Below are 21,807 nucleotides of genomic sequence, written 5' to 3' on the forward strand. Positions count from 1 at the left end.
GCAGGTTGAATGCGCGGGCGGAACAGAACCCGGACGGTGAGAAGGAGCGAAGTGGAAGACAGCAGGCGGCGTGGACGGATGATCACCGGGGCGGCGGTGACGACTGTGGCGGTGCTGGGTGCCGGGCTGTACTGGTTCCAGCCGTGGAAGCTCTGGCAGGACGACCGGGTCAGCGAAGCCCTGCCGACGGCCCAGGCCGCTCCATCTCGTGCTGCCTCACCGGTGCAGGGGTCCACGAGTCCCTCTCCGGCCCCCGCGGGACCGCAGACTCTGGCCCAGGGATCCCTGATCAGCCACGAGCACGCCACCACGGGCACCGTGAAACTTATCCGGCTGCCGGACGGCTCCCGGACCCTGCGGCTGGAGAACCTCGACACCAGCAACGGCCCCGACCTACGTGTATGGCTCACCGACGCCCCCGTGAAGGAAGGTGCGGACGGCTGGGGTGTCTTCGATGACGGCAAGCACGTCAGCCTGGGCAAGCTCAAGGGCAACAAGGGCGACCAGAACTACGAGATCCCCGTCGATGTGAACGTCGCGGACTACACCAGCGTCACCATCTGGTGCGACCGGTTCAACGTCTCCTTCGGTGCGGCCGAGCTGACCAAGGCTTGAGTCCGCCTCGTGTTGAACGGCCCCCGATGAGCCCGGTGATCGTCGTCGTACCGCATGGGCGACCCCTCCGGCCGGGTGGTCTGTGCCAGGGCGAAGTCACGTCGGTGCTGCTGTGGGCGAGGACGGCCGAGTCGCCGGACCCTCTCCGTCAGCCGCTCGACGATTACGACCGGCAGGTGCAAGGCCTGCCGGTCGCCGCCGCCGAGCCGGCAGGAGGCAGCCCCGCTGCAACGTGGGCCGTTTCAGAGTGATCTGAAACGGCCCTTCGGTCATTTCCGGGGGGTGCCCGCCGGGTCTGCCCTGGTGAGGGTGCAGGTGCCGTCGCTGCACTGGCGCTGCAGGCGGCCGCGGGAGACGGTCTGGGCCAGGCCGACCATCCAGCAGGTCGGGCAGCCGCGGAAGGCGATCAGGGACAGCGGGGCCGCCAGCAGGGCGGCCGGGCCGAGCGTGGGGACCAGGGCGATCGAGCCGATGATCAGGCCGAAGCCGAGGGCGCCCCGCGCCAGGTGGCGCGGGACGGAGCTGCTGGCGAAGTCCGGTCGGGGGGCCGCCGGTCGTGCGGGCTTCGTGGTGGTCATGGTCGTGGGCCTCCTGCCCCTGGTCGGGTGGCTTGTGCCAGTGAGTGGCGCAGTGTCGCGCGGGCCCTGTGCAGCCGGGACTTCATCGCGGCGGTGCTCAGGCCCAGCGCGTCCGCCACGGTCCTGCCGGGCAGGCCCTGTACGTCCCGCATGATCAGGACCTGCCGCAGGTCCCGGGGGAGGGCGCTGACCGCCGCGGCTATCCGCTCCGCCTCCAGTGCGCGCAGCACCGCCTCCTCGGCGGACGGCTCCGTCGAGGTGTCCGGGGCGGCCGGGGCTTCGTCGTTCCGCGGGACGAGCAGCAGCCGTACCTGGCGCAGGCATTCGTTGCGCACGATCCGGAACATCCACGATGCGAGCGCGCCGGTGGCCCGCAGGGTGCCGATCTTCCGGTAGAGGATGATCAGCGCCTCCTGTGCCGCGTCCTCCGCGTCCTGCGGCGAGGCGCACAGCGAGAGGGCGAACTTGCGTACGTGGGGCTGCGATTCCATGACGACGGCGGTGAGCGAGGTGATGTCACCGTCCTGGGCGGCCTTGATCAGCCGGTCGTCCGGCCAGGTGAAGCGTTGTTTCATGTGTGCTGCTCGTTTCCGGCGGGTTCCTCGGGTGCGGTCAGTGCTCAGCCGCGGCTCTTGAAGCGCCGCAGCAGGTGCCAGGTGCAGGCGCCGATGAGCAGGGCTCCGACGACTACGAGGGCGGTGATCAGCATGGGGTTCCTCCGGGTCTTCCGTGTGTCCGTTCGGTCGGTACGCGGATAAGAGGCGGGGAGGTTCCCAGAGGATTCGCCTTCCGGCGAAGTTTTTTCCGGCGTGCGGCGCCGGGCCCCGGTTCGGCCGGTTCGGCAGCGTGCGGGAAGGCGCGCACGCGGATGCGGCTCTCCGCGGACACCGGCGGGTGCGGACACCATCCGATCGGCGGAAAGACGGAGAAAACGCTTGGACGGGGCCAGCGGCCCTGCGGAACACTGCGACTCCTGTCCGGCCACCGCTCACACCGCACAGGGTTGGTATGGGATCCACCGAAGCACACCGAAGTCCGCCGGGCCGGGGCCCGGTCCTCCTCGCACTGCGCCACTACGGACGGGAACTGTTCCGGCTCCGCCGGCTGGCCGTACCCGCCATGCTGCTCCCGGCGCTGGGCAACATCGGCATCAACTACGTCGCGCCGCTGGTCGTCGCCAAACTCGTCGGCAGGATCGCGGCCGACCGGGGCGCCGTCGCCTCGGGCATCGGCCCGGTCCTGCCCTACGTCCTCGCGTTCGCCGGCGCCCTGCTGCTGGCCGAGGCGATGTGGCGCCTCGGACTGCACTGCCTCAACCGGCTCGACGCCCTCGGCGTCGAGCGGCTGTACGTCCTCGGAATGGACGAGCTGTTCGCCAAGGACGCCGCGTTCTTCCACGACAACTTCGCCGGCTCGCTCACCAAGCGGGTCCTGAGCTTCGCCTCCCGCTTCGAGGAGTTCGTCGACACGCTGACCTTCCAGATCGTCGGCAAGTTCGTGCCCCTGATCTTCGGCTCGGTGGTGCTGTGGCAGTACGAACCCCTGCTCGTCGTCGGCCTGTTGGCGATGATCGCGTTCACCGGGCTGCTCGTGACCCCGCTGATCCGCCGGCGGCAGCGGCTCGTCGACGAGCGCGAAGCGGCCATCGCCCGGGTCTCCGGCCACGTCGCCGACAGCCTGATGAACATGGACACCGTCCGCGCCTTCGCCGCCGAGGAACGCGAGGCCGCCGAGCACCGCTCGCGGGTCGCCGAGTCGCGCCGGCTCATGCTGCGTTCGTGGGACTACGGCAACCTGCGCATCGACACGATCGTCGCACCCATGTCCGTACTGACCAACGCGCTCGGCCTGCTGGTCGCCGTCGGGCTCGCCGCACGCGGGCACGGCGTGGAGACGGTCGTCGTCGCCTTCACCTACTACGGCAACGCCACCCGGATCATGTTCGAGTTCAACCAGATCTACCGGCGCCTGGAAAGCTCGATGACGGAGGCCGCGCAGTTCACCGCACTGCTGCTGACCCCGCCGACCGTCCTCGACCCGAAGCACCCCGAGCCGCTGCTGTCCCAGAGCGCGGAAGTGTGCTTCGAGGGGGTGGACTTCGCCCACGCGGGCGGCCAACCGCTCTTCGCCGGGCTCGACCTGGCCGTGCCCAGCGGGACGAAGATCGGCCTCGTCGGCCGGTCCGGCGGCGGCAAGACCACCCTCACCCGGCTGCTGCTGCGGATGACCGACATCGACGGCGGGCGGATCACCGTCGGCGGGCAGGACATCAGCAGGCTCTCCCAGTCCGACCTCCGCGGCCTGATGGCGTACGTGCCGCAGGAGCCCGCGATGTTCCACCGCACCCTGCGCGAGAACATCGCCTTCGCCCGCCCGGGCGCCACCGACGCCGAGATCCGCCGCGCCGCCGAGGCGGCGCACGTGACGGAGTTCGCCGACGCCCTGCCGGAGGGCTTCGACACCATGGTGGGCGAGCGCGGGGTGAAGCTGTCCGGCGGACAGCGCCAGCGGGTCGCCCTCGCCCGGGCGATCCTGCGCGACGCCCCGATCCTGCTGCTCGACGAGGCCACCAGCGCCCTCGACTCCGAGAGCGAGCTCCTCGTCCAGGACGCCCTGTGGCGGCTCATGGAAGGGCGGACGGCCCTCGTCGTGGCGCACCGCCTGAGCACCGTCGCCACCATGGACCGGCTCGTCGTCCTCGACCGCGGCCGGATCGTGGAGCAGGGCACCCACCAGGAGCTGCTCACCGCGGACGGCGCCTACGCGAAGCTGTGGCAGCACCAGTCGGGCGGCTTCCTCGACGACACCCCCACGGCCGGGGCCGACGCGCACCCGTGACCCCTTACCCCGCGCCGTGCCGGCCGGGCACGGCGCGGGGTACGCGGCTACCCCGACGCGGCGGGGAGGGTGAGGGTGAAGACCGCGCCGCCGCCAGACCGCCGCCCAGCAGACCTTCCGCGACGTGCTCGCCGTCACCGTCTCCGGTGACGACGCCCCGCTCGGCCCCCGTCAGCGGAGCCGCCGTACGGCTGTGCCCCGACGGGACCGGCCTGCGGCGCGGCAGCGGCCGGGGCACGGAGCCCACCGCCGTACGGGTGACCGAGCGCGGCGTCGAGCTCACCGTCGACGCCGGGCACCTGCGCCTGGCGGGCCGCGTGCAGGCGGCTCCGGGAGGCGGCGGCACGCCGACCGGCAGACGATGGAGGCGTGCAGGTGCCACACGAGCCGGCCGCGGTGACCGGCCCCCGATGAACGAGGCCCGGTGAACGAACAGGTCCCGGTCGACGAGCTGATCAGCAGCGCCGCGCAGGCCGCCGGCGGCTGGCTGGGCGCGCTGCCCGTGGCGCTCGTGGCCACCGGCGGCGACGGGACCATCGTGCGCTGGAACCAGGTCGCGCAGGAGCTGCTGGGCTACACCCCGCCCCAGATGCTCGGACGCAACATCGCCGACCTGCTGCACCCCGGATCGGACCGCAGCCTCGGCCGCTCCCTGTGGGAGGCGGCCGCCTCCGGACGCGGGGTCATGGGCACCGTCACCGCCTGGCACCGCGACGGGCACCCCCTGGAGGTGGAGATCTGGGCCTCCCCGGTCTCCGACCGGCAGCACGGCTCGACGGTGCTGGTCTTCGCCGCCGACGCCCACGCGGCCCGCCGCATCCGCGGCTCCTCGGCGGTCTGGGACGGCCTCTTCGCCCGCTCGCCCGTCGGCATCGCCATCCTCGACACCCAGCTCCGCTTCCTCCAGGTCAACGCCGCACTCGAAGCCATGAACGGCCTGCCCGAATCGGCGCACATCGGACGCCGCCTGGCCGAGCTCCTGCCCGAGGTGAACGCCCTGGAGATGGAGGAGGCCATGCGGCAGGTCCTGGAGACCGGCAGACCCCTCCTGGACCGCCGCCGCGTCGGCCGGACCCCCTCCGAACCGGACCACGACCGGGTCTGGTCCTGCTCCTACGTCCGGGTGGAGGACCCCGCCCGCATGCCCATCGGCGTCATCGCCTCCCTCGTCGACATCACCGAACAGCAGCGCGACCACGTCGAAGCCGAAGCCGGCCGGCGCCGCCTCGCCCTGCTCAGCGAGGCCAGCATGCGCGTCGGCTCCAGCCTCGACCTGGAGCGCACCGCGCAGGAGCTCGCCGACCTCGCCGTACCGCGCCTCGCCGACGCCGTCACCGTCGACGTCCTGGACGCCCTGGCCCGCGGCGACGAGCCCGGCATGGGCCTGACCGGCGGGGTGGCCCTGCGCCGGCTCGGCCGGTCCCCGCTGTCCGGATCCCGGGTGACCGACATCCTCGCCCCCCTCGGCCGGACCCTCACCTTCCCCGCGAACGCCCCCTACACCCAGGCCCTCGCCGCCCGGCAGCCCTTCCTCATCGCCCGCCTCGACGACCAGGCAGTCGCCCCCGCCGCCCGGCACACGGCGAAACCCGCGCAGCTGCTCACCGCGGGGGTGCACTCCTTCGTCATGGCCCCCCTCGTCGCCCGGGAATCCGTCCTCGGCGTCGCCAGCTTCTACCGCACCCGCCCGGTCGGGCCGTTCACCGCCGAGGACGTCACCCTCGCCGGGGAACTCGCCGCCCGCGCCGCGCTCAGCATCGACAACGCCCGGCTGTACCACCGCGAGCACGAGACCGCCGTCATCCTCCAGCGCAGCATGCTCCCGCAGCACATCACCCCGCCGCCCGGCATCGAGGTCAGCCACCGCTACCTGCCCGCGAGCGACGTCAACGAGGTCGGCGGCGACTGGTACGACGTCCTGGCCCTGTCCGGAGGCAAGGCCGCCCTGCTGATCGGCGACGTGATGGGCCACGGCATCGCCGCCGCCGCGGTCATGGGCCGGCTCTCCGCCTCCGTACGGTCCCTGTCGCGCCTGGACCTCTCGCCCGTACGGCTGCTGCACCAGCTCGAAGCCACGCTCGCCGACCTCGCCGAACCGATGCTGGCCACCTTCCTCTACGTCGTCGTCGACCCGGCCACCGGACGCTGCACCGTCACCCGCGCCGGACACCCACCGCCGGCCCTCGTCCTCCCCGACGGAACCGTCCGCCTCCTCGACACCCCGCCCGGCGTCCCGCTCGGCGTCGGGGGCATCGCGTTCACCCCCACCGAGGTCGAAGTGCCCCCGGGCAGCCTCCTCGTCCTCTACACCGACGGCCTCATCGAAGCGCGCGGCAGCGACCTCGACGAGCGGCTCGGCGAGCTGACACAACTGCTGGCCGACCCCCAGCGCCAGCTGGACCACCTGTGCGACTCGCTGATCACCCACCTCGTCCCGGCGGCGGCCGACGACGACATCGCGCTGATGGTCGCCCGGGTCGGCGGCTGACCCCGCCACCCCGCGGGGCCCGTTGTCAGTGCTCACGTGCATGATCGGACGTGCCGAACGGCGCTTCGGCAGGGCCGTGTTCACCTGGCAGTGCGGCTGATCGCACGCGTACGGAAAACGGGGGGACGCACATGGTGCGCAAGAGGGTGCTGGTGCTCGACGCGGCGCCGGGGAAGCTGCTCGGACGGGAGCTGGAGCGGCTCCTCGGCCACGGCCTGGAGGTGACGCTGAACCTGCGGCGCGTCGCCGATCCCGGCGCGGCACGGGCCGAGTGGGGAGGGCGCGTGGAGTTCACCGACTTCGACGCCTTCGACGGGGAGGCGCTGCTCGCCGAGACCCTCCGGGACGGGGCCGGCTACCACGCCGTCAAATCCCGGGGCGGCGTGCCGATGCGCGCCGGGTTCCTCGCGGCGGCGACGGCCCCCGGCCAGGCGCACCGGCTGCGGGTGATCGGCCGGGCCGGCGCCGGCACCGACCACGTCGAACTGGCCGCCGCCTCCCGGCACGGGGTCGCGGTCACCCACACCCCGGGCTCCAACGCGACCGCCGTCGCCGAGTTCGCGCTGGCCCAGCTGCTCGCCCTGACCCGCGACCTCCGCGCCTACGACGAGGCCGCGCACCAGGGCCGGTGGCGTTCCCCGGCCGTGCCGGCGGCGGGGCTGTCGGAGCTGTCCCTGGGCGTGGTCGGACTCGGCCGGACCGGACGGGCCCTGGCGGACCGGGCGGCCGCCCTGGGCATGGACGTACGCGGCCTCGCGCGCCGCACCCCGGCGGGCGGCACCCCCATACCGATGGCGGAGTCCCTCCCCGCCCTGCTGGCCGGCAGCGACGTGGTCTCCCTCCACGTACCGCTCACCGACGGCACCCGGGGGCTGATCGGGAAGGCCGAACTGGCGCTGATGCGCCCGGGGTCGGTCCTGCTCAACACGGCCCGGGGCGGCATCGTCGACGAGCAGGCCCTCGCCGACGCGCTGCGCGACCCCGGCCACCCCCTGGCGGCAGCCGCCGTGGACACCTTCGAACACGAGCACGCGGCCTTCGCCTCACCCCTCTTCGGCCTGCCCAACGCCCTGCTGACCCCGCACGTCGCCGGGATGACGGGCAGCGCCATGAGCACGGCGGCCCTGAGCTGCGCGGACCACATCGCGGCCCTGCTCGGCGGGCGCCCGGAGGGAATACCCGTGGCGACGGCCTGAGGACCGCCCGGACCGCCGGGGACCCGTTCGGGTGAAGTCAGGCCTCAGGGCGATACCGCTGGGTAGGTCTGCCGCCGAGGTTCCGTGCACCATGCAACGGGGCCGATCGTCCTGGCCGCCCTGGAGGGCCCATGTCCGCAGTACGCCGCATCCCCAAGCTGCTCACCGCGACCGCCGTCGCCGTGCTCCTCTCCGTCGCCGGAGCGGGCCTCGCGGCTCCCGCGAGCGGCGCCACCGCCGCCCCGCCGACGGAGCGGTCCGCCCGGGCGCCCGGCTTCAACGCGAGCGGGGTCTGGGACATCTACCAGAGCAACGCCAACGTGCGGGTGGACTTCTCGCAGGACGGTGACGGGCGCCTCTACGGGTCGGTCCGCTCCGGCAGCACCGTGGGCAACGTCCGGGAGGGCTCCGTCGACGGCCAGAACATCTACTTCGTCATCGCCTGGTCGCACGGGCCCGTCGGGCGCTACACCGGCGTGCGGGGCCCGGACGGCCGGCTCTCGGGCACGACCTACGACCTGACCAACCCGTCCAGCCAGGCGACCTGGCGCACCGAGCGGAGGTTCTGAGCCGGTTCCGGACACGGCCGGAAGGCCGGGGCTCCCCGCGAAGTCCACGCGGAGCCCCGGCCGGACCGGCCGACCGGTCAGTTCTTGCCGAGGAGGCCCTTCATCCGGTCGATCTCGGCGCTCTGCGAGGCGACGATGGCGCCCGCCATGTCCTTGGCGGCCTGGTACTTCCCGTCGGACTGCTCCGTCCTGGCCATGGCCACGGCACCCTCGTGGTGCTTGACCATCAGGTCGAGGAACGCGGTGTCGAAGGCCTTCCCGGAGGCCTTCGTGAGCTGGTCCATCTCCTCGCCGGTCATCATCCCGGACATGGTGTGGCCGGCGTGCCCGCCCTGGGCGGCATCGGCCGCCGGGACCTGCTCGCCCCAGGCCGTCAGCCAGCCGGACAGGGTCTTGATCTCCGGGTCCTGGGCCTTCTTGATCTCGGCGGCGAGCTCCTTGACCTCCGCCGATCCGGCGCGGGTCTCGGCGAGGCCGGCCATCTCGACCGCCTGCCGGTGGTGGGGGATCATCCCCTTGGCGAAGGCGGTGTCGGCGGCGTTGTTCGCCGCCTGAGCCCGGCCGGCGGAGGCCGACGCGGAGGGCTCGGCGGAGGCGGAGGCCGCGCCGTCGTGGCCGCCGTGCGCCGTGGAGCCGGAGTCGGAACCGGTCTTGCCGCCGCAGGCGGCGAGGACGAGGGCGGCGGTGGCGGCCGCGGCCAGTGCGCTGGTACGGCGGATCAGGGAACGCTTGACGGTCATGGTGGTGCTTCTCCTGCTCGGGGTTCGTACGGGTGTGCGTGCTCGGCCGGCGGGAACGCCGGCGGGGCCGCGCCTATACGCGCAGGAGTTGCAGTTCGCTCAGCGACGGGGGAGCGCGCCCGTACTCCGTCGCCCCGAGCGCGACGCAGTGCGGAGCCCCGGCCGCGGCGGGGCTCCCGCCGGGCACGGCCGCCGGGGCGTGCAGGACGGGGGCGCCGCTGGTGCCGGGGGCCGCGCAGGTGGAGTCGGCGTGCTGGGCGTGCCCGTCGGAGGGGCCGCGCTCGGGATCACCCGCGTGGGCGCAGCCGCAGGGGTCGGAGGGGTGCTCCGCAGCCTCCCCGTGGGCCTCCGTGTGCGCCGCGGCGTGCGCCGCGGTCGGCGGGAGCGCACCCGGGCCGAGGCCGTGCATGCCGAGGATCCCCATGAGCACGGCCAGTACGAGGAGCAGCCGCGCGGGCGGCCCGGAGGGCCTCCTCGCGCGTCCGGGCCGCGTACTCGTACTCATGGCGGCATCGTAGAGGACCACCGCGAGGTACTCCAAAGGGGTAGGGGGTATCTCGCTGCTCGGGCATGGCGGCCCCTTTCGGTCGTGGGAGCAGGCCGGGCCGGGTGCCTACGAGACCCCCCCCGGCCGTCCCCGTAGAGTCGCCCGGCGCCCGGCGCCCGGCCGCCCCGGCGATCCCGCGAAGGCCGAACGGGGGTCGCTCAGGCCGGGCCCACCCGGCGCCCCGAGTGGAGTTCCAGCGGGCCGGTCCCCTCGGCCAGGGCCGTCAGGCAGGCCTCGATCTGGCGGCGCAGCTTCGGCTTGACCAGACCCCGCAGCTCCTCGCGGCGCGCCGTGCGCCACTCCAGCAGCTCGGCGGGCGGCAGCCGGATCGCCGCGAACTCGGCCGGGCCCAGGACCCCGCCGTCGTAGAGGAAGCGGATCCGCGCCGGGTAGCCGGGCCGGTGGGTCCAGTTGACGGCGAGGAGCCGGCCGGGCGCCCGGTCCAGGCCGGTCTCCTCGCGGACCTCGCGCCCCGCCGCGTCCCGCGGGGTCTCGCCGAGGTCGCTGTCGACGCCGCCGCCGGGCAGCAGCCAGCGGCCCGGCTCGCCGTAGCCGGGCCGGACGAGCAGGACCCCGCCGGCCCCGTCGGTGAAGAGGACGTTCGCGGCGGTGAGGGCCTTGGGCCGGGCCGCGCGGTGGCCGGCCGGGTCGTAGTGGCCGGCGTGCTCCAGGGCGGCGCGGTCGGCCGGATCCAGCCCGGCGGGGGAGCCGGGCTGCGGGACGCCGTCGACCAGGTGCGCGACGGAGCCGGAGTACAGGGCGGCCAGCCCGGCGCGCAGCCGGGGCGCGAGCCGGCCGGGCAGCTGCTCCGCGGCTTCCTCCGGGGTGAGCCAGCGCGCCTCGGTCACCTCGCCGTCGGCGAAGGCGATTCCCTCGGCGCCGGCACCGGTCAGCGGCCCCACGAGGTACACGTGGACCACGAGCGAGCGGCCGAGCGCGCCCGGCGGACAGGAGTCCACGGCCAGCAGCCGGCCGACCGGGGCGGACAGGTCCAGCTCCTCCTTCAGCTCCCGGGCCAGGCCCTGTTCCGGGGTCTCGGTGTCCTCCACCGTGCCGCCGGGCAGTTCGAGGCCGTCCTTGTACGAGGGGGTCAGTACGAGGACCCGGCCCTGCGGGTCCAGCACGAGGCCGGTCGCGGCGACGAGCGGCGACGGCCGGTCCGCGTAATAGGCGCGCACGGCCTCGGGCGACGGGCGGTCGGGCACGGCGGCTCCGGGATCGGGGTGAGGGGGCGGGGGTGAGGGGGGCGGCGTACCGGAATCAGTACCACGTCCCGCCCGGCCTCAGGCCCGGGCGAGGAGCATTCCGCCCATCGTGACCATCGTCGCGGCCACCAGCCCGTCCAGCACCCGCCAGGCGCCGGGCCGCGACAGCGGCCCGCTGAGCAGCCGGGCGCCGTAGCCCAGGGCGGCGAACCAGATCAGGCTGGCCAGCCCGGCCCCGATCCCGAAGGCCCACCGCAGGTCGCCCCGGTCGGCGGCCAGCGAGCCCACCAGCAGGACGGTGTCCAGGTAGACGTGCGGGTTGAGCCAGGTCATGGCCAGGCAGGTGAGCACCGCCGCCCGGACGGACCCGGCGGTGGCGCCCTCGGCGGTGAGGGCCGCGCCGGCGGCGGGGCGCAGCACCCGCCGGGCCGCGAGGATGCCGTAGCAGATCAGGAACCCGCCGCCGGCGATGCCCACGGCGGTCAGCGCGGCCGGCCAGGCGGTGACGAAGGCGCCGACCCCGGCCACGCCGAGGAAGATGAGCACCGCGTCGGAGACGGCGCAGATCGCGACCACCGCCAGGACGGCGTGCCGGCGCGCGCCCTGGCGCAGCACGAAGGCGTTCTGCGCGCCGATCGCGACGATGAGGGAGAGGCCGGTACCGAAACCCGCCAGTAGTGCTGTGGTGATGCCGTTCGTCATGGTCCGACCGTAAGGACCGCGCGCCACTGCGTACAGCTAAAGATTTTTACGTATCATTAGCGCTCGTGATGGACGAGCTTCCCCTGGAACAGGTCCGGACCCTCCTCGCGGTCGTGGACGAAGGCACCTTCGACGCGGCCGCCGCCGCCCTGCACGTGACGCCCTCCGCCGTCAGCCAGCGGGTCAAGGCCCTGGAACAGCGCACCGGACGGGTGCTGCTGATGCGGACCAAGCCGGTCCGGGCGACGGAGTCCGGAGAGGTGGTCATCCGCTTCGCCCGGCAGCTGGCCCGGCTGGAACGGGACGCGCGCGCCGAACTGGGCATGGGCATGGCCGACGGCCTCGGCCCCGTCCGGATGCCGATCGCGGTCAACGCGGACTCGCTGGCCACCTGGTTCCTGCCCGCCCTCACCCGGGTGCCGCAGCAGCCGCCCATCTGCTTCGAGCTGCACCGCGAGGACGAGTCCCACACGACGGCCCTGCTGCGGGAGGGCCAGGTCATGGCGGCCGTCACCTCCTCGCCCGACCCGGTGGCCGGGTGCACGGTACGGGCGCTGGGGCTGGCCCGCTACCTGCCGGTGGCGAGCCCCGACTTCGCCGCCCGGCACCTGACCGGGGCCCCGGCCCGGGACCTGCTGGAGGCCCCGCTGATCGTCTTCGACCGGCGCGACGTCCTCCAGGACGACTTCGTCCGCGCCCTCACCGGCGGCGTCTCGACCGCCTCGGCCGCACGGCACCTCGTACCCACCTCGGAGGGCTACCGGGACGCGGTGGCGGCGGGCCTCGGGTGGGGGCTCGTACCCGAACCGCAGGCGGAACCGCTGCTGGAGACCGGCGCGCTGGTGCCGCTGGCGCCGGGCCGCTGGCTGGACGTACCGCTGTACTGGCAGCAGTGGAAGCTCGACTCGCCCGCGCTCGCGCTGGTCGCCCGGGTGGTCGCCGAAACGGCCATGGAAGAGCTGCGGCCGGTCTAGGCCGTGTCCCCCGGATCGGGCAGGCCGGCCGCCGGCTCCAGGTCCTTGGTGAAGTGGAAGGCGACGATGTCCATGCGCTCGCGCAGGTAGAAACGGTGGGCGTCGGTGCGGTGGGTGCCCGAGTCGAGGTTCAGCTCGTGGCACCCCGCCGCGCGGGCGTGGGCCTCCAGGTGGACGACGAGTGCGTGGCCGACGCCGGTGGAGCGGGACGACGCGGCGGTCACCAGGTCGTCGACGTAGAGCTTGCGCAGGGAACTGGTGTTGTGGATGATCCGCCAGCCGGCCGCGCCGACGCAGGTGCCGTCGTCCGCGTAGGCGGCGGTGAAGCGCAGCCCCTGCGCCCGCCCGTTCTCGTACACCTCCCGGAAGAGCTCTTCGGTGAGATGGGGGCGCAGCTCGCGCAGGACCGGGAGGAGGTCGCCGGTCAGGCGAGGGTCTCCGGGTTCGAAGTCGATGATCTTCACGTCGGCACGATACCGCCGGGCTCCGCCGCTACCGGCCGAGGGCGCTGCGCACGGTGATCCCGTACCGGGTCCGCAGTCTGCGCAGTTCCCAGCAGGACAGGGCGGTCACGGACAGGGGCGCGCCCGCCAGGAAGAGCAGCCACACGCCCTGCGGGGCGTTCACGGGCGGCCCCTCGAAGGCCTGGAGCGCCGACATCACCACCACGACCACGGGGGAGAGCAGGGGCGGCAGCACCTCGTGGACGTCGGCGGTCCGGAAGGAGTGGTGGACGCACAGGACCGAGGAGGCCAGGAGGAACGGGAGCAGGAAGAGGCTCGCCAGCCCCGTCAGCAGGCTCAGCAGGAAGCCGACGTCCCCGGCGGCCGCGAACAGGTCGTCCCGCAGGCCGGAGGCGAGGGCGAACCACTGGATGGCGGCGCCGCCGGCCAGGCCCGCGAAGGCGGTCGACGGACCGCGCAGCCGCCGCCGGTACAGGGCCCTGGGGTGCGGCCGGGCCGCCAGTACGAAGGCGGCCACGGCCAGGGGCCCGACGACCATCAGCACCGCCGCGCTGATCAGCATCTCGGCGAGCTTGTCGTCGAGCAGGTCCTTCGCCCCGTGCCGCAGCGAGAACGCGTAGAACAGCCATGCCGTGGCGGCCAGCCCGATCGCCGTACGGGCCACCTGGGCCCGGCTGATCGCGGGGTCGGCCAGCCGGTCAGGACGCCCCGGCCGCTGGACGCGGGCGGCGAGGACGAAGGGCGTCATGAGCGCGGTCACGCAGCCGTGGCGCCCCTGCCCGCGCCGGCCGGCCCCGGCCGCCCCCGGCCCGCGTCCCGGGGGCGGCCCGTACGGCTCCGCGCCCGGTGTCCGGCCCGTACGCCACCCCGTGTCCGACTGCCACGTGTCCTCGTCCCGCCGTGCCACCCGCTGCTCCCGCCCCCCGAGTCGATCAAGATCGACAGGTGACTCTACTGCCCCCGCGCCGCCCGCCTCCTCGGGGAGGGCGAGCCGGCGATCCCGCTCGAACCGCTCTCCTGCGAGGCCTTCGGCACCGGAGTGCTCAACCTCTTCCACGCCCCGGCCGAGCGGCCCGGCAGCGCCGGATACGAGGAAGCCGGGACCCGTCTGCCGCGCGACGAAGGGTAGGCGGCAGCCGCCCGGCCGGCCCGCCGATCATGCATCTACGCTTGTGCCCCGTCAGAGCGTCGAGACGGACGACCGGTCGTGGAACGGAGCATGTGGTGCCAGCGGGCCAAGCGGAGGAAGCGAACGACGGGGACCTCGTCGGCAAGGTGCTCGGAGGGCGCTACCGGGTCACCTCGGTGATCGGCCGGGGCGGCATGGGCGTGGTCGCCCGAGCCGTCGACGAACTGCTGGCCCGCGAGGTCGCCGTCAAGGTCCTGCGGGCCTACACCGACTCCAGCGACGCCGAACTGACCGACCTGCGCACCCGGATGGAGCGCGAGGCGCAGGCCGCCGCCCGCATCCGGCACCCCGGCGTGGTCACGGTCCACGACGTCACGCACGAGGAGGGCCTGCCCGTCATCGTCATGGAACTCGTCGACGGCCCCTCGCTCGACGACTCGGTGACCAGGTACGGCGCGCTCGACCCGCACGAGGCCGCCGCGATCGGCGCCAAGCTGATGGACGCGCTCGACGCCGCGCACCGGGCGGGCGTCCTGCACCGGGACGTGAAGCCGGGCAACGTGCTGCTGGAGCGGGGCGGCCGGGTCGTGCTCACCGACTTCGGCATCGCCACCATCGAATCCTCCGGTGACGAGGCCCTGGCCAAGCTGACCCGCAGCGGGGAACTGGTCGGCTCGCTCGACTACCTCCCGCCCGAGCGCGCGCAGGGCAGGGAGCCCGGCCCGGCCTCGGACATCTGGTCGCTCGGGATGACCCTGTACGCGGCGGTGGAGGGCGTGTCGCCGTTCCGCCGCACCTCGGTGTGGTCCACCCTGGCCGCGATCGTCGGCGACCCGCTGCCCGAGCCCCGGCGCGCGGGGCCGCTCGCCCCGGTGCTGCGGGCGCTGATGGCGAAGGAGCCGGAGCACCGGCCGACGGCCGAGCAGGCCCGCGCGATGCTGGAGCAGGTGGCGGCGGGTGGCGGCGCGGCCCCGGCGGCCGTGCCGGCCGTGCCGTCGCCGTACGCGCCCGGGCCTGCGGCGGCTTCCGGGTTCGGGCCTCCGCCGGCGGCCGGTCCCGGCCCTGGCGGCGGCCCCGGCGGCGTATCGTTTCCGCAGTCCTACGCCCCCGCCGCCGCCCCGCAGCCCGGCTTCCCGCCGCAGGGCCCTCCGTCCGGCCAGCCGCCCACGGTCGCACGGTCCGTCCCGGCGGACGCCGACCGGGCGCGCCGCCGCAGCCGCGCCGCGATCGCCGTCGCAGTGGTCGCCGTACTCGCCGCGGGCGGGGTCACCTACGCCATGACCTCGGGCGGCGGCGGCAGCACGACCGCGGCGCCCACCCCGGCGCCCGGCGGCTCCCCGGCGGCCGGCGGGCAGCCGGCCACGCCCACCCCGGCCCCCTCGCCCTCCGGCTCCGGGCCCACGGCCAAGCCCTCCGCCAGCACCTCGAAGAAGCCGGGCACGCCGTCGCCCTCCGTGAAGCCGTCCTCGCCCGCCCCGGGCAAGCCCAGCCCCGTACCGACGGGCTGCGCGGGCTGGACCCACCGGGACCCGACGCCGGGCACGTACGGGTACATATCCGGCGACCACCACCTGCTGGCCGCGCCGTACCAGCAGTGCGCGCAGGGCGCCCTGGTCAAGGACGGCACGAAGCTCTGGTACCACTGCTACATCGTCAACTCGTACGGCAACCAGTGGACGTTCGTGCGCGTGGAAGGCACCAACGCCACCGGGTGGCTCTACAACCGCGACCTCAAGGGCCAGAAGGGATCCTCCCCGGCCTGCTAGCGGCGGGGCGGGGAGGGGCAGGGCGGGGAGGGGCCGGGCGGCGGCGCGGGCGGGTGGCGGAGCGCCGGCGGGGCGGTGGCAGACTGGCCGCTGATCCGCCGAAGGGGAGTACGCCCGTGTCCATGTTCAGCAACCTGCGCCGTGCCGTGCGCCGCGGCTACCGGCGGGCCGTCGACCTCAGCCACCCCGCCCGCTCCCCGCTCGGCAGCGCCGTCGTCAACTGCGTGGTCTACCAGGACGGCATCCGCCAGGACGGCTGCGCCGAGGCGGAGGAGGCCCTGCGCCGGGTCCGCAAGACGGGCGCCGGATTCGTCTGGATCGGCCTGCACGAACCCTCGCAGCAGGAGCTGGCCGGCCTCGCCGGGCTCTTCGGGCTGCACCCGCTCGCCGTCGAGGACGCCGTCAACGCGCACCAGCGGCCGAAGGTGGAGCGCTACGACGAGACGCTCTTCGCCGTCTTCAAGACCGTGCGCTACGTCGAGCACGAGGAGCTGACCGCGACGAGCGAGGTGGTGGAGACCGGCGAGCTGATGGCCTTCATCGGCGAGGACTTCGTGATCACCATCCGGCACGGCGGGCGCGGCACCCTCGGCCCGGTCCGCGAGGCCCTGGAGGCGGAGCCGGAGCAGCTGGCCAAGGGGCCGGCGGCCGTCCTGCACGCCATGGCGGACCACGTGGTGGACGACTACGTGGCCGTCACGGACGCCGTGCAGAGCGACATGGACGCCGTGGAGACCGCCGTGTTCAGCGAACACGGCGGCCGGGGTGACGCGGGCCGGATCTACCAGCTCAAGCGCGAGCTCCTCGAACTCCGCAGGGCGGTGGCCCCGCTCGGCCGGCCCCTCCAGCACCTGGCCACGCAGCCGATACCGGTGATCCCGCCGGAGGTCCGCGCGTACTTCCGCGACGTCGCCGACCACCTGACGCGGGCCACCGAGCAGATCGGCGCGTACGACGGGCTCCTCGACTCCATCCTCCAGGCGCACCTGGCGCAGGTGACGGTCGCCCAGAACGAGGACATGCGCAAGATCACGGCGTGGGCGGCGATAGTGGCCGTGCCGACGATGGTCTGCGGGGTGTACGGGATGAACTTCGACCACATGCCCGAGCTGCACTGGACCTACGGGTATCCGCTGGTCCTCGTGGTGATGGCGGTCGCCTGCTTCGTGATCCACCGGGGGTTCAAGCGCAACGGGTGGATCTGAACGTCGGCCTCTGCCCTGGCCGGGCCTCTGCCCTGGCCGGGCGGTGGTCGGGTTCGGGGCGTTGGCCTGCTGGGCGGGGTTGCGGGGTGCGGGGGCCGGGGGCGGTGCCGGGGTGGGGTGTCGTCCGGGACGGGCTTCGATGTTCGGCGCCTGTGCCGGATCCGGTTGGTGAGCGGTACCGCGCGCCGAATTCATCTTGTTTCAGTCCCGGACGACACCCCACCCCGTCCCCGCCCCCGGCCGGCCATTTCAGCCCCGGCCGGCGAAAATCCAGCCTCGCCGGCGTTTGAGGCGCGGGGTCCGGGGTGGAGCCCCGGGGGACGGGCGGAGGGCGGGTGGGGGACTCGGTCCCGGGCAGCGGGCCACCCGCCCAGAGCCGGACGCGTGAGCCACAGGGGTGTTCCCCCGGCCTCCGATGTCTGGTAGGAAAGTTTCCTAACGGATCAGGGAAGACTCAACCACCCCATGGAGGCCCTGTGTTCACTCCCCGTCCCAAGACGATGGCCATCGGCGCCCTGCTCGGCGCCGCCCTCCTCGCCGCCCCGGTCGCGGCGCACGCCACCGCCGCCCCGGCTGCTGCCGCCCCCGCCGCGAAGGCCGCCGCCGGACTCGACGACCCGGCGAAGAAGGACATCGCCATGCGGATCGTCTCCAGTGCCGAGAACTCCTCGCTCGACTGGAAGGCCCAGTACAAGTACATCGAGGACATAGGCGACGGCCGCGGCTACACCGCCGGCATCATCGGCTTCTGTTCCGGCACCGGCGACATGCTCGAACTGGTCGAGTACTACACCCGGGTCAAGCCCGGGAACGTGCTCGCCAAGTACCTCCCCGCCCTCCGCAAGGTCAACGGCAGCGACTCGCACGCCGGACTCGACCCCGACTTCACCCGGGACTGGGCCAAGGCCGCCCAGGACGCGGAGTTCAGGAAGGCCCAGGACCACGAACGCGACCGGGTCTACTTCGGTCCCGCCGTCGGGCAGGGCAAGTCCGACCGGGTCGGCACCCTCGGCCAGTTCATCTACTACGACGCCATCGTCATGCACGGCGACGGGAGCGACTCCACCAGCTTCCGCAACATCCGCAAGCGGGCCCTCGCCAAGGCCAAGCCCCCGGCCCAGGGCGGGAACGAGACCACCTGGCTGAACGCCTTCCTCGACGCCCGGGTCTGGGCGATGAAGCAGGAGGAGGCCCACAGCGACACCAGCCGGGTCGACACCGCCCAGCGGGTCTTCCTGAAGAAGGGCAACCTGAACCTCGACACCCCGCTCGAATGGAAGGTCTACGGGGACTCGTACCGCATCGGCTGAGACGCCTCCCGGGCGCGGCGGCGCACCGCCCACCCGGCGAGCACCGCCGCGCCCGCCAGCCCGTACGCCAACTCCACCGCCGCCCCTCCCGCCAGCCGCCCGCCGACGTACACCGCCGCCCCCGCCAGCGCCACCCCCAGCCATTCGGCGCGGCCGTCCAGCGCGACCAGCGCCACCAGCAGCAGCGCGTACCAGGAATACCCCGGCGTCATCAGCAGGAAGGCCGTGCCCGTCACCACCAGGGCCCCGCTCCAAGGCCGTTCGGGATCGCCGCACCGCCACACGTACGCCACCACCGCGAGCATCCCGAGCGCCACCGCCGGCACCGACCAGGAGTCCGGCAGCACCAGCCGCAGCAGCGCGTAGCGGCCGCCCGCGCCCGGATCCCCGTACCCCTCCTCCTCGGCGTAGCCGCCCAGATAGCCGAAGACCGAGGACCGCGACCCCAGCACGTACGGCAGGTACGCCAGCGCCACCACGGCAGCGGCCGGCACCAGGAGTGCCGCCGCGTCCCGCCACCGACGGACACCGGCCAGCGCGCCCGGCAGCAGGACCGCGGGCAGCAGCTTCGCCGCGACGGCCAGCCCGAACAGCGCGCCGCCCAGCGCCCGCCGGCGCACCACCACTCCGAGGGCCGCCACCGACAGCAGCACGGCGAGCACGTCCGCGTGCGCGTTGTTGACGGCCTCCACCGCCCCGGCCGGACACCACGCCCAGTACGCGGCCGTACGCGGGTCCGCGCGCCGGCGCCGCAGCACGAGCAGCAGCACCCCGGTCACCCCGAGCGAGAGCAGGGCCCCGCCGGCCTGCAGGGCCTTGTGGCGCACGCCCGGCGGGGAGAGGGCGTGCACCAGGAGGAAGTACCCCTCCGCGACGGGCGGGTAGAGGGTGTGCACGGCCGGCCGGTTGATCCGGGTGCACACCCCCGGCTCGACCGCGACGCGGTCCGGGCCGGAGCAGGCCGCCGCGCCGCGCGGGAACAGCCAGTCGTCGCGCAGGGCCCGCAGCGCGGGATCCGCCGGGGCGTGGTCGTACGGGGAGATCCCGGCGGCCTGGACCCGGCCGTCCCAGGCGTAGCGGAAGGAGTCGGTACTGGTCAGCGGCGGCCCCGTCAGCCCGGCGGCGGCCACGACCAGCGCCCCCGCCGCCACCAGCGGGACCACGTGCCGGCCCGGAACCCGGCGCAGGGACCAGGCGGCCGCCCCGAACAGGCACCAGGCGCCGGCGTACCGCAGCACCAGCCCGCCCGGGTCGGCGGTGTAGCCGGCGTACCGGACGGCCGTGACGAGCACGGCGGCGAGGCCGGCGAGCAGGAGCAGGGTCACGGTGAGCGGGGTCCGGGCGCGGGAGTCCTTCATGCCCGGCAGCCTGGCAGCGCGGGGCGCCGCCGGGGGTGTGACGGGGCCCGGCGTCCGCGTTTCGTAAGGTGTCGGACGGCCCGCGCGGCGCCGCACGGCGGTGTGATGGGGGGCATGACTCCCGACCCGCCGCCGTCCTCGGGCCCACCGCCTCCCTCCGGCCCCCCGCCGTCGAACCGGCCGTCCCCGCTCTCCCGGCTCCGCCTCCCGCCCGCCTTCTCCGGGCGGCTGCACGACGCCCGCACCGCCACGGCCGTCGGACGCTGGCTGGGCGCGGCGTTCGCCGTCTGCTTCGTCACCGGGCTGATCAGCCACTACCTGCAGCACCCGCCCGGCTGGGCCGCCGACGCGCTGCCCGCCCGGCCGGTATGGGGCTACCGCCTCACCCAGAGCCTGCACATCGCGACCGGGCTCGCCGCGATCGTGCTGCTGCTGGTCAAGCTGTGGACCGTGTACCCGAGGCTGTACGTCTGGCCGCCGGTGCGCGGAGTACGGCACGCGCTGGAACGGCTGTCGGTGGCCGTGCTGGTGGCCACCGCCGTCCTGCAGGTCTTCACCGGCCTCCTCAACATCGTCCAGTGGTACCCGTGGCCCTTCGGCTTCATCCAGACCCACTTCGCCCTCGCCTGGGTGGCGGCCGGCTCGATCCTCCTGCACATCGCCGTCAAGGCCCCCGAGATCAGGGCGCACTGGAACCGCGACTCGCCCGGCACGCGGCTGCTCGCCCCCGAGGACGCCCCGGACCGGCGCTCGCTGCTCCTCGGCGCCGGCGCGGCCGTCGGGGCGGTCACCCTGACCACCGTCGGGCAGACCCTCACCCCGCTGGCCGCCCTGGACCTGCTCGGGCCGCGCCACCCCGGGCACGGCCCGCAGGGCCTGCCAGTCAACCGGACGGCCGCGGCGGCGGGAGTCGGCCCCGAACGGCTGCGGGACTGGCGGCTGGAGGTGCGCGGCCCGGTCCCGTACAGCCTCACGCTCGCCCAGCTGGGCGCCCTGCCGCAGACGGAGGCGCGGCTGCCGATCGCCTGCGTCGAGGGCTGGAGCAAGGAGGCCCGCTGGACCGGGGTGCGCGTCCGTGACCTCCTCGCCCGGGCCGGGGCGCCGCCGGGCGCCGGCCTGCGCGTCACCTCGCTGGAGAACGGCGGCGCCTACCGGGTGATGGAGATGGGCCGCGAGTACGCCGAGGACCCCCTCACCCTGCTCGCGCTGCGGCTCGGCGGGCAGCCGCTGTCCCTGGACCACGGCTACCCGGCACGGATCATCGCCCCGAACCGGCCCGGGGTGCTCCAGACCAAGTGGGTCGCGCTCCTGGAGGTACTGCCGTGAAGGCCTTCCGCTACGCGCTGGGCGCGCTGGGCCTGCTGCTGATCGCCGTCGGGGGCCGGCTGGTGGCGGGCCTGCCCGACCCCCTCGGCGTACTCGTCTGGCTCGGCGGGGCGCTCGTACTGCACGACGGGGTCATCGCCCCGCTGGTGCTGGGCGCCGGACTGCTGGTCGCGGCGGGACCCGCGCGGGGCCTGGTGCGCGGGGCGCTGATCACCGGAGGTGTGCTGGTCCTGGTCACCCTGCCGGCGCTGCTGCGGCCGGGCGCGCCGGTGAACCCGTCGGCGCTGCCGCTGCCGTACGGGCGCAACCTGGCGGTGGTCCTCGGGGTGGTGGCGGTCGCCGCGTACGCGGCCTGGTGGCTGCGGGCCCGGCTGCGCCGACGCCGTCCGGGCGGGCCCGTCTGACACCGCCGCCCGGGCCCGCGCGCCGGTGCGGGGTCTGCTGCTGCCGCACGGCGCGCCGCCACACGGCCCGGGCCTGCGGATCGGGTGTTCCGTTGCCCGGGGCCAGCCACCGGCCGGGGCCTTGGCCGCTGCGCGGGGCCGGTCCCCTCCCCGCCCTTCGCCCGTTCCCCGGGCTCAGCCCGGACCCGTTCTGGGGGCTCCGCCCCCAGACCCCCGCGCCGCAAACGCCGGCGGGGCTGGAGTTCGCGCAGCGAATTTCCGGCCCGCGCGGCGTTTGGGCGCAACGGGGTCCGGGGCGGAGCCCCTGGGGGTACCTCCCAGCGGTAGCTGGGGGAGGAACGGGCGAAGGGCGGGTAGGGGACCTCGCCCCGCGCAGCGGCCGACCACCTGCCG

21 protein-coding genes are annotated in these 21,807 nt (G+C 74.5%); 12 read left to right on the forward strand and 9 right to left on the reverse strand.

The window, feature by feature from the left end; all coding sequences use genetic code 11:
- Positions 1 to 78 precede the first annotated feature (78 nt).
- Positions 79 to 615 carry a DM13 domain-containing protein gene (locus ACZ518_RS25600; protein WP_469115454.1) on the forward strand — a complete coding sequence of 179 codons (537 nt, stop codon included), beginning with the start codon at positions 79 to 81 and terminating at the stop codon, positions 613 to 615.
- Positions 616 to 884: 269 nt separating this feature from the next.
- Here ACZ518_RS25600 and ACZ518_RS25605 read toward each other — a convergent pair whose 3' ends face one another.
- Positions 885 to 1,193, reverse strand: a complete 309-nt coding sequence (locus tag ACZ518_RS25605) for a hypothetical protein (protein ID WP_469115317.1) — start codon at positions 1,191 to 1,193, stop codon at positions 885 to 887.
- Positions 1,190 to 1,768: an RNA polymerase sigma factor gene (locus ACZ518_RS25610; protein WP_469115318.1), complete on the reverse strand. Its 579-nt coding sequence runs from the start codon at positions 1,766 to 1,768 to the stop codon at positions 1,190 to 1,192. Before ACZ518_RS25610 ends, ACZ518_RS25605 begins: the two co-directional genes overlap by 4 nt.
- A gap of 433 nt (positions 1,769 to 2,201) precedes the next feature.
- Between ACZ518_RS25610 and ACZ518_RS25615 the strand changes: the two genes are divergently transcribed.
- The 5 genes from ACZ518_RS25615 (at position 2,202) to ACZ518_RS25635 (ending at position 8,284) form a co-directional block, all read left to right on the forward strand.
- Positions 2,202 to 4,031, forward strand: coding sequence for an ABC transporter ATP-binding protein (locus tag ACZ518_RS25615; protein ID WP_469115319.1), 1,830 nt, complete (start codon positions 2,202 to 2,204; stop codon positions 4,029 to 4,031).
- A gap of 146 nt (positions 4,032 to 4,177) precedes the next feature.
- A complete protein-coding gene (locus ACZ518_RS25620) occupies positions 4,178 to 4,459 on the forward strand; it encodes a hypothetical protein (RefSeq protein ID WP_469115320.1) in 282 nt (93 codons plus the stop codon).
- Entirely contained in the window at positions 4,456 to 6,519 is a 2,064-nt protein-coding gene (locus ACZ518_RS25625) for a SpoIIE family protein phosphatase (RefSeq protein WP_469115321.1), read from the forward strand. The genes ACZ518_RS25620 and ACZ518_RS25625 overlap by 4 nt, the downstream gene beginning before the upstream one ends.
- Before the next feature lie 131 nt (positions 6,520 to 6,650).
- Positions 6,651 to 7,715 carry an NAD(P)-dependent oxidoreductase gene (locus tag ACZ518_RS25630; RefSeq protein WP_469115322.1) on the forward strand — a complete coding sequence of 355 codons (1,065 nt, stop codon included), beginning with the start codon at positions 6,651 to 6,653 and terminating at the stop codon, positions 7,713 to 7,715.
- 131 nt (positions 7,716 to 7,846) lie between these two features.
- Positions 7,847 to 8,284, forward strand: coding sequence for a hypothetical protein (locus tag ACZ518_RS25635; protein WP_469115323.1), 438 nt, complete (start codon positions 7,847 to 7,849; stop codon positions 8,282 to 8,284).
- A 77-nt stretch (positions 8,285 to 8,361) separates the two neighbouring features.
- Here the strand turns inward: ACZ518_RS25635 and ACZ518_RS25640 are convergent, their stop codons facing one another.
- From ACZ518_RS25640 to ACZ518_RS25655, 4 genes are all read right to left on the reverse strand, one after another.
- Positions 8,362 to 9,024, reverse strand: coding sequence for a DUF305 domain-containing protein (locus tag ACZ518_RS25640; protein ID WP_469115324.1), 663 nt, complete (start codon positions 9,022 to 9,024; stop codon positions 8,362 to 8,364).
- Between the two features lie 73 nt (positions 9,025 to 9,097).
- On the reverse strand, positions 9,098 to 9,529 hold the full coding sequence (locus ACZ518_RS25645; protein ID WP_469115325.1) for a DUF6153 family protein: 432 nt from the start codon (positions 9,527 to 9,529) through the stop codon (positions 9,098 to 9,100).
- 200 nt (positions 9,530 to 9,729) lie between these two features.
- Positions 9,730 to 10,776 carry an NUDIX domain-containing protein gene (locus ACZ518_RS25650; RefSeq protein WP_469115326.1) on the reverse strand — a complete coding sequence of 349 codons (1,047 nt, stop codon included), beginning with the start codon at positions 10,774 to 10,776 and terminating at the stop codon, positions 9,730 to 9,732.
- Positions 10,777 to 10,854: 78 nt separating this feature from the next.
- Positions 10,855 to 11,478: a LysE/ArgO family amino acid transporter gene (locus tag ACZ518_RS25655; RefSeq protein WP_469115327.1), complete on the reverse strand. Its 624-nt coding sequence runs from the start codon at positions 11,476 to 11,478 to the stop codon at positions 10,855 to 10,857.
- A 68-nt stretch (positions 11,479 to 11,546) separates the two neighbouring features.
- Between ACZ518_RS25655 and ACZ518_RS25660 the strand changes: the two genes are divergently transcribed.
- Entirely contained in the window at positions 11,547 to 12,452 is a 906-nt protein-coding gene (locus ACZ518_RS25660; protein WP_469115328.1) for a LysR family transcriptional regulator ArgP, read from the forward strand.
- On the opposite strand, the gene ACZ518_RS25665 is transcribed toward ACZ518_RS25660, so the two are convergent.
- Positions 12,449 to 12,916 (reverse strand): GNAT family N-acetyltransferase, encoded by a 468-nt coding sequence (locus ACZ518_RS25665; protein ID WP_469115329.1) that lies wholly within the window; start codon positions 12,914 to 12,916, stop codon positions 12,449 to 12,451. The genes ACZ518_RS25660 and ACZ518_RS25665 overlap by 4 nt on opposite strands.
- A gap of 28 nt (positions 12,917 to 12,944) precedes the next feature.
- On the reverse strand, positions 12,945 to 13,676 hold the full coding sequence (locus tag ACZ518_RS25670; RefSeq protein ID WP_469115330.1) for a hypothetical protein: 732 nt from the start codon (positions 13,674 to 13,676) through the stop codon (positions 12,945 to 12,947).
- Between the two features lie 464 nt (positions 13,677 to 14,140).
- On the opposite strand from ACZ518_RS25670, the gene ACZ518_RS25675 reads away from it, so the two are divergent.
- The 3 genes from ACZ518_RS25675 (at position 14,141) to ACZ518_RS25685 (ending at position 18,326) form a co-directional block, all read left to right on the forward strand.
- Positions 14,141 to 15,811 (forward strand): serine/threonine-protein kinase, encoded by a 1,671-nt coding sequence (locus ACZ518_RS25675; RefSeq protein WP_469115331.1) that lies wholly within the window; start codon positions 14,141 to 14,143, stop codon positions 15,809 to 15,811.
- A gap of 122 nt (positions 15,812 to 15,933) precedes the next feature.
- On the forward strand, positions 15,934 to 17,016 hold the full coding sequence (gene corA / locus ACZ518_RS25680) for a magnesium/cobalt transporter CorA (RefSeq protein WP_469115455.1): 1,083 nt from the start codon (positions 15,934 to 15,936) through the stop codon (positions 17,014 to 17,016).
- A gap of 500 nt (positions 17,017 to 17,516) precedes the next feature.
- Positions 17,517 to 18,326, forward strand: coding sequence for a chitosanase (locus ACZ518_RS25685; protein ID WP_469115456.1), 810 nt, complete (start codon positions 17,517 to 17,519; stop codon positions 18,324 to 18,326).
- Here ACZ518_RS25685 and ACZ518_RS25690 read toward each other — a convergent pair.
- A complete protein-coding gene (locus ACZ518_RS25690; RefSeq protein ID WP_469115332.1) occupies positions 18,299 to 19,684 on the reverse strand; it encodes a glycosyltransferase 87 family protein in 1,386 nt (461 codons plus the stop codon). The genes ACZ518_RS25685 and ACZ518_RS25690 overlap by 28 nt on opposite strands.
- A 114-nt stretch (positions 19,685 to 19,798) precedes the next feature.
- Between ACZ518_RS25690 and ACZ518_RS25695 the strand changes: the two genes are divergently transcribed.
- Both ACZ518_RS25695 and ACZ518_RS25700 read left to right on the forward strand, forming a co-directional pair.
- The gene (locus tag ACZ518_RS25695) at positions 19,799 to 21,010 is read left to right on the forward strand and encodes a molybdopterin-dependent oxidoreductase (RefSeq protein WP_469115333.1); all 1,212 of its coding nucleotides are present in this window, start codon (positions 19,799 to 19,801) and stop codon (positions 21,008 to 21,010) included.
- Positions 21,007 to 21,414 carry a hypothetical protein gene (locus ACZ518_RS25700; protein WP_469115334.1) on the forward strand — a complete coding sequence of 136 codons (408 nt, stop codon included), beginning with the start codon at positions 21,007 to 21,009 and terminating at the stop codon, positions 21,412 to 21,414. Before ACZ518_RS25695 ends, ACZ518_RS25700 begins: the two co-directional genes overlap by 4 nt.
- The last annotated feature ends 393 nt before the right edge of the window (positions 21,415 to 21,807 follow it).

This window comes from Streptomyces sp. NPDC033966 (genome assembly GCF_055575955.1).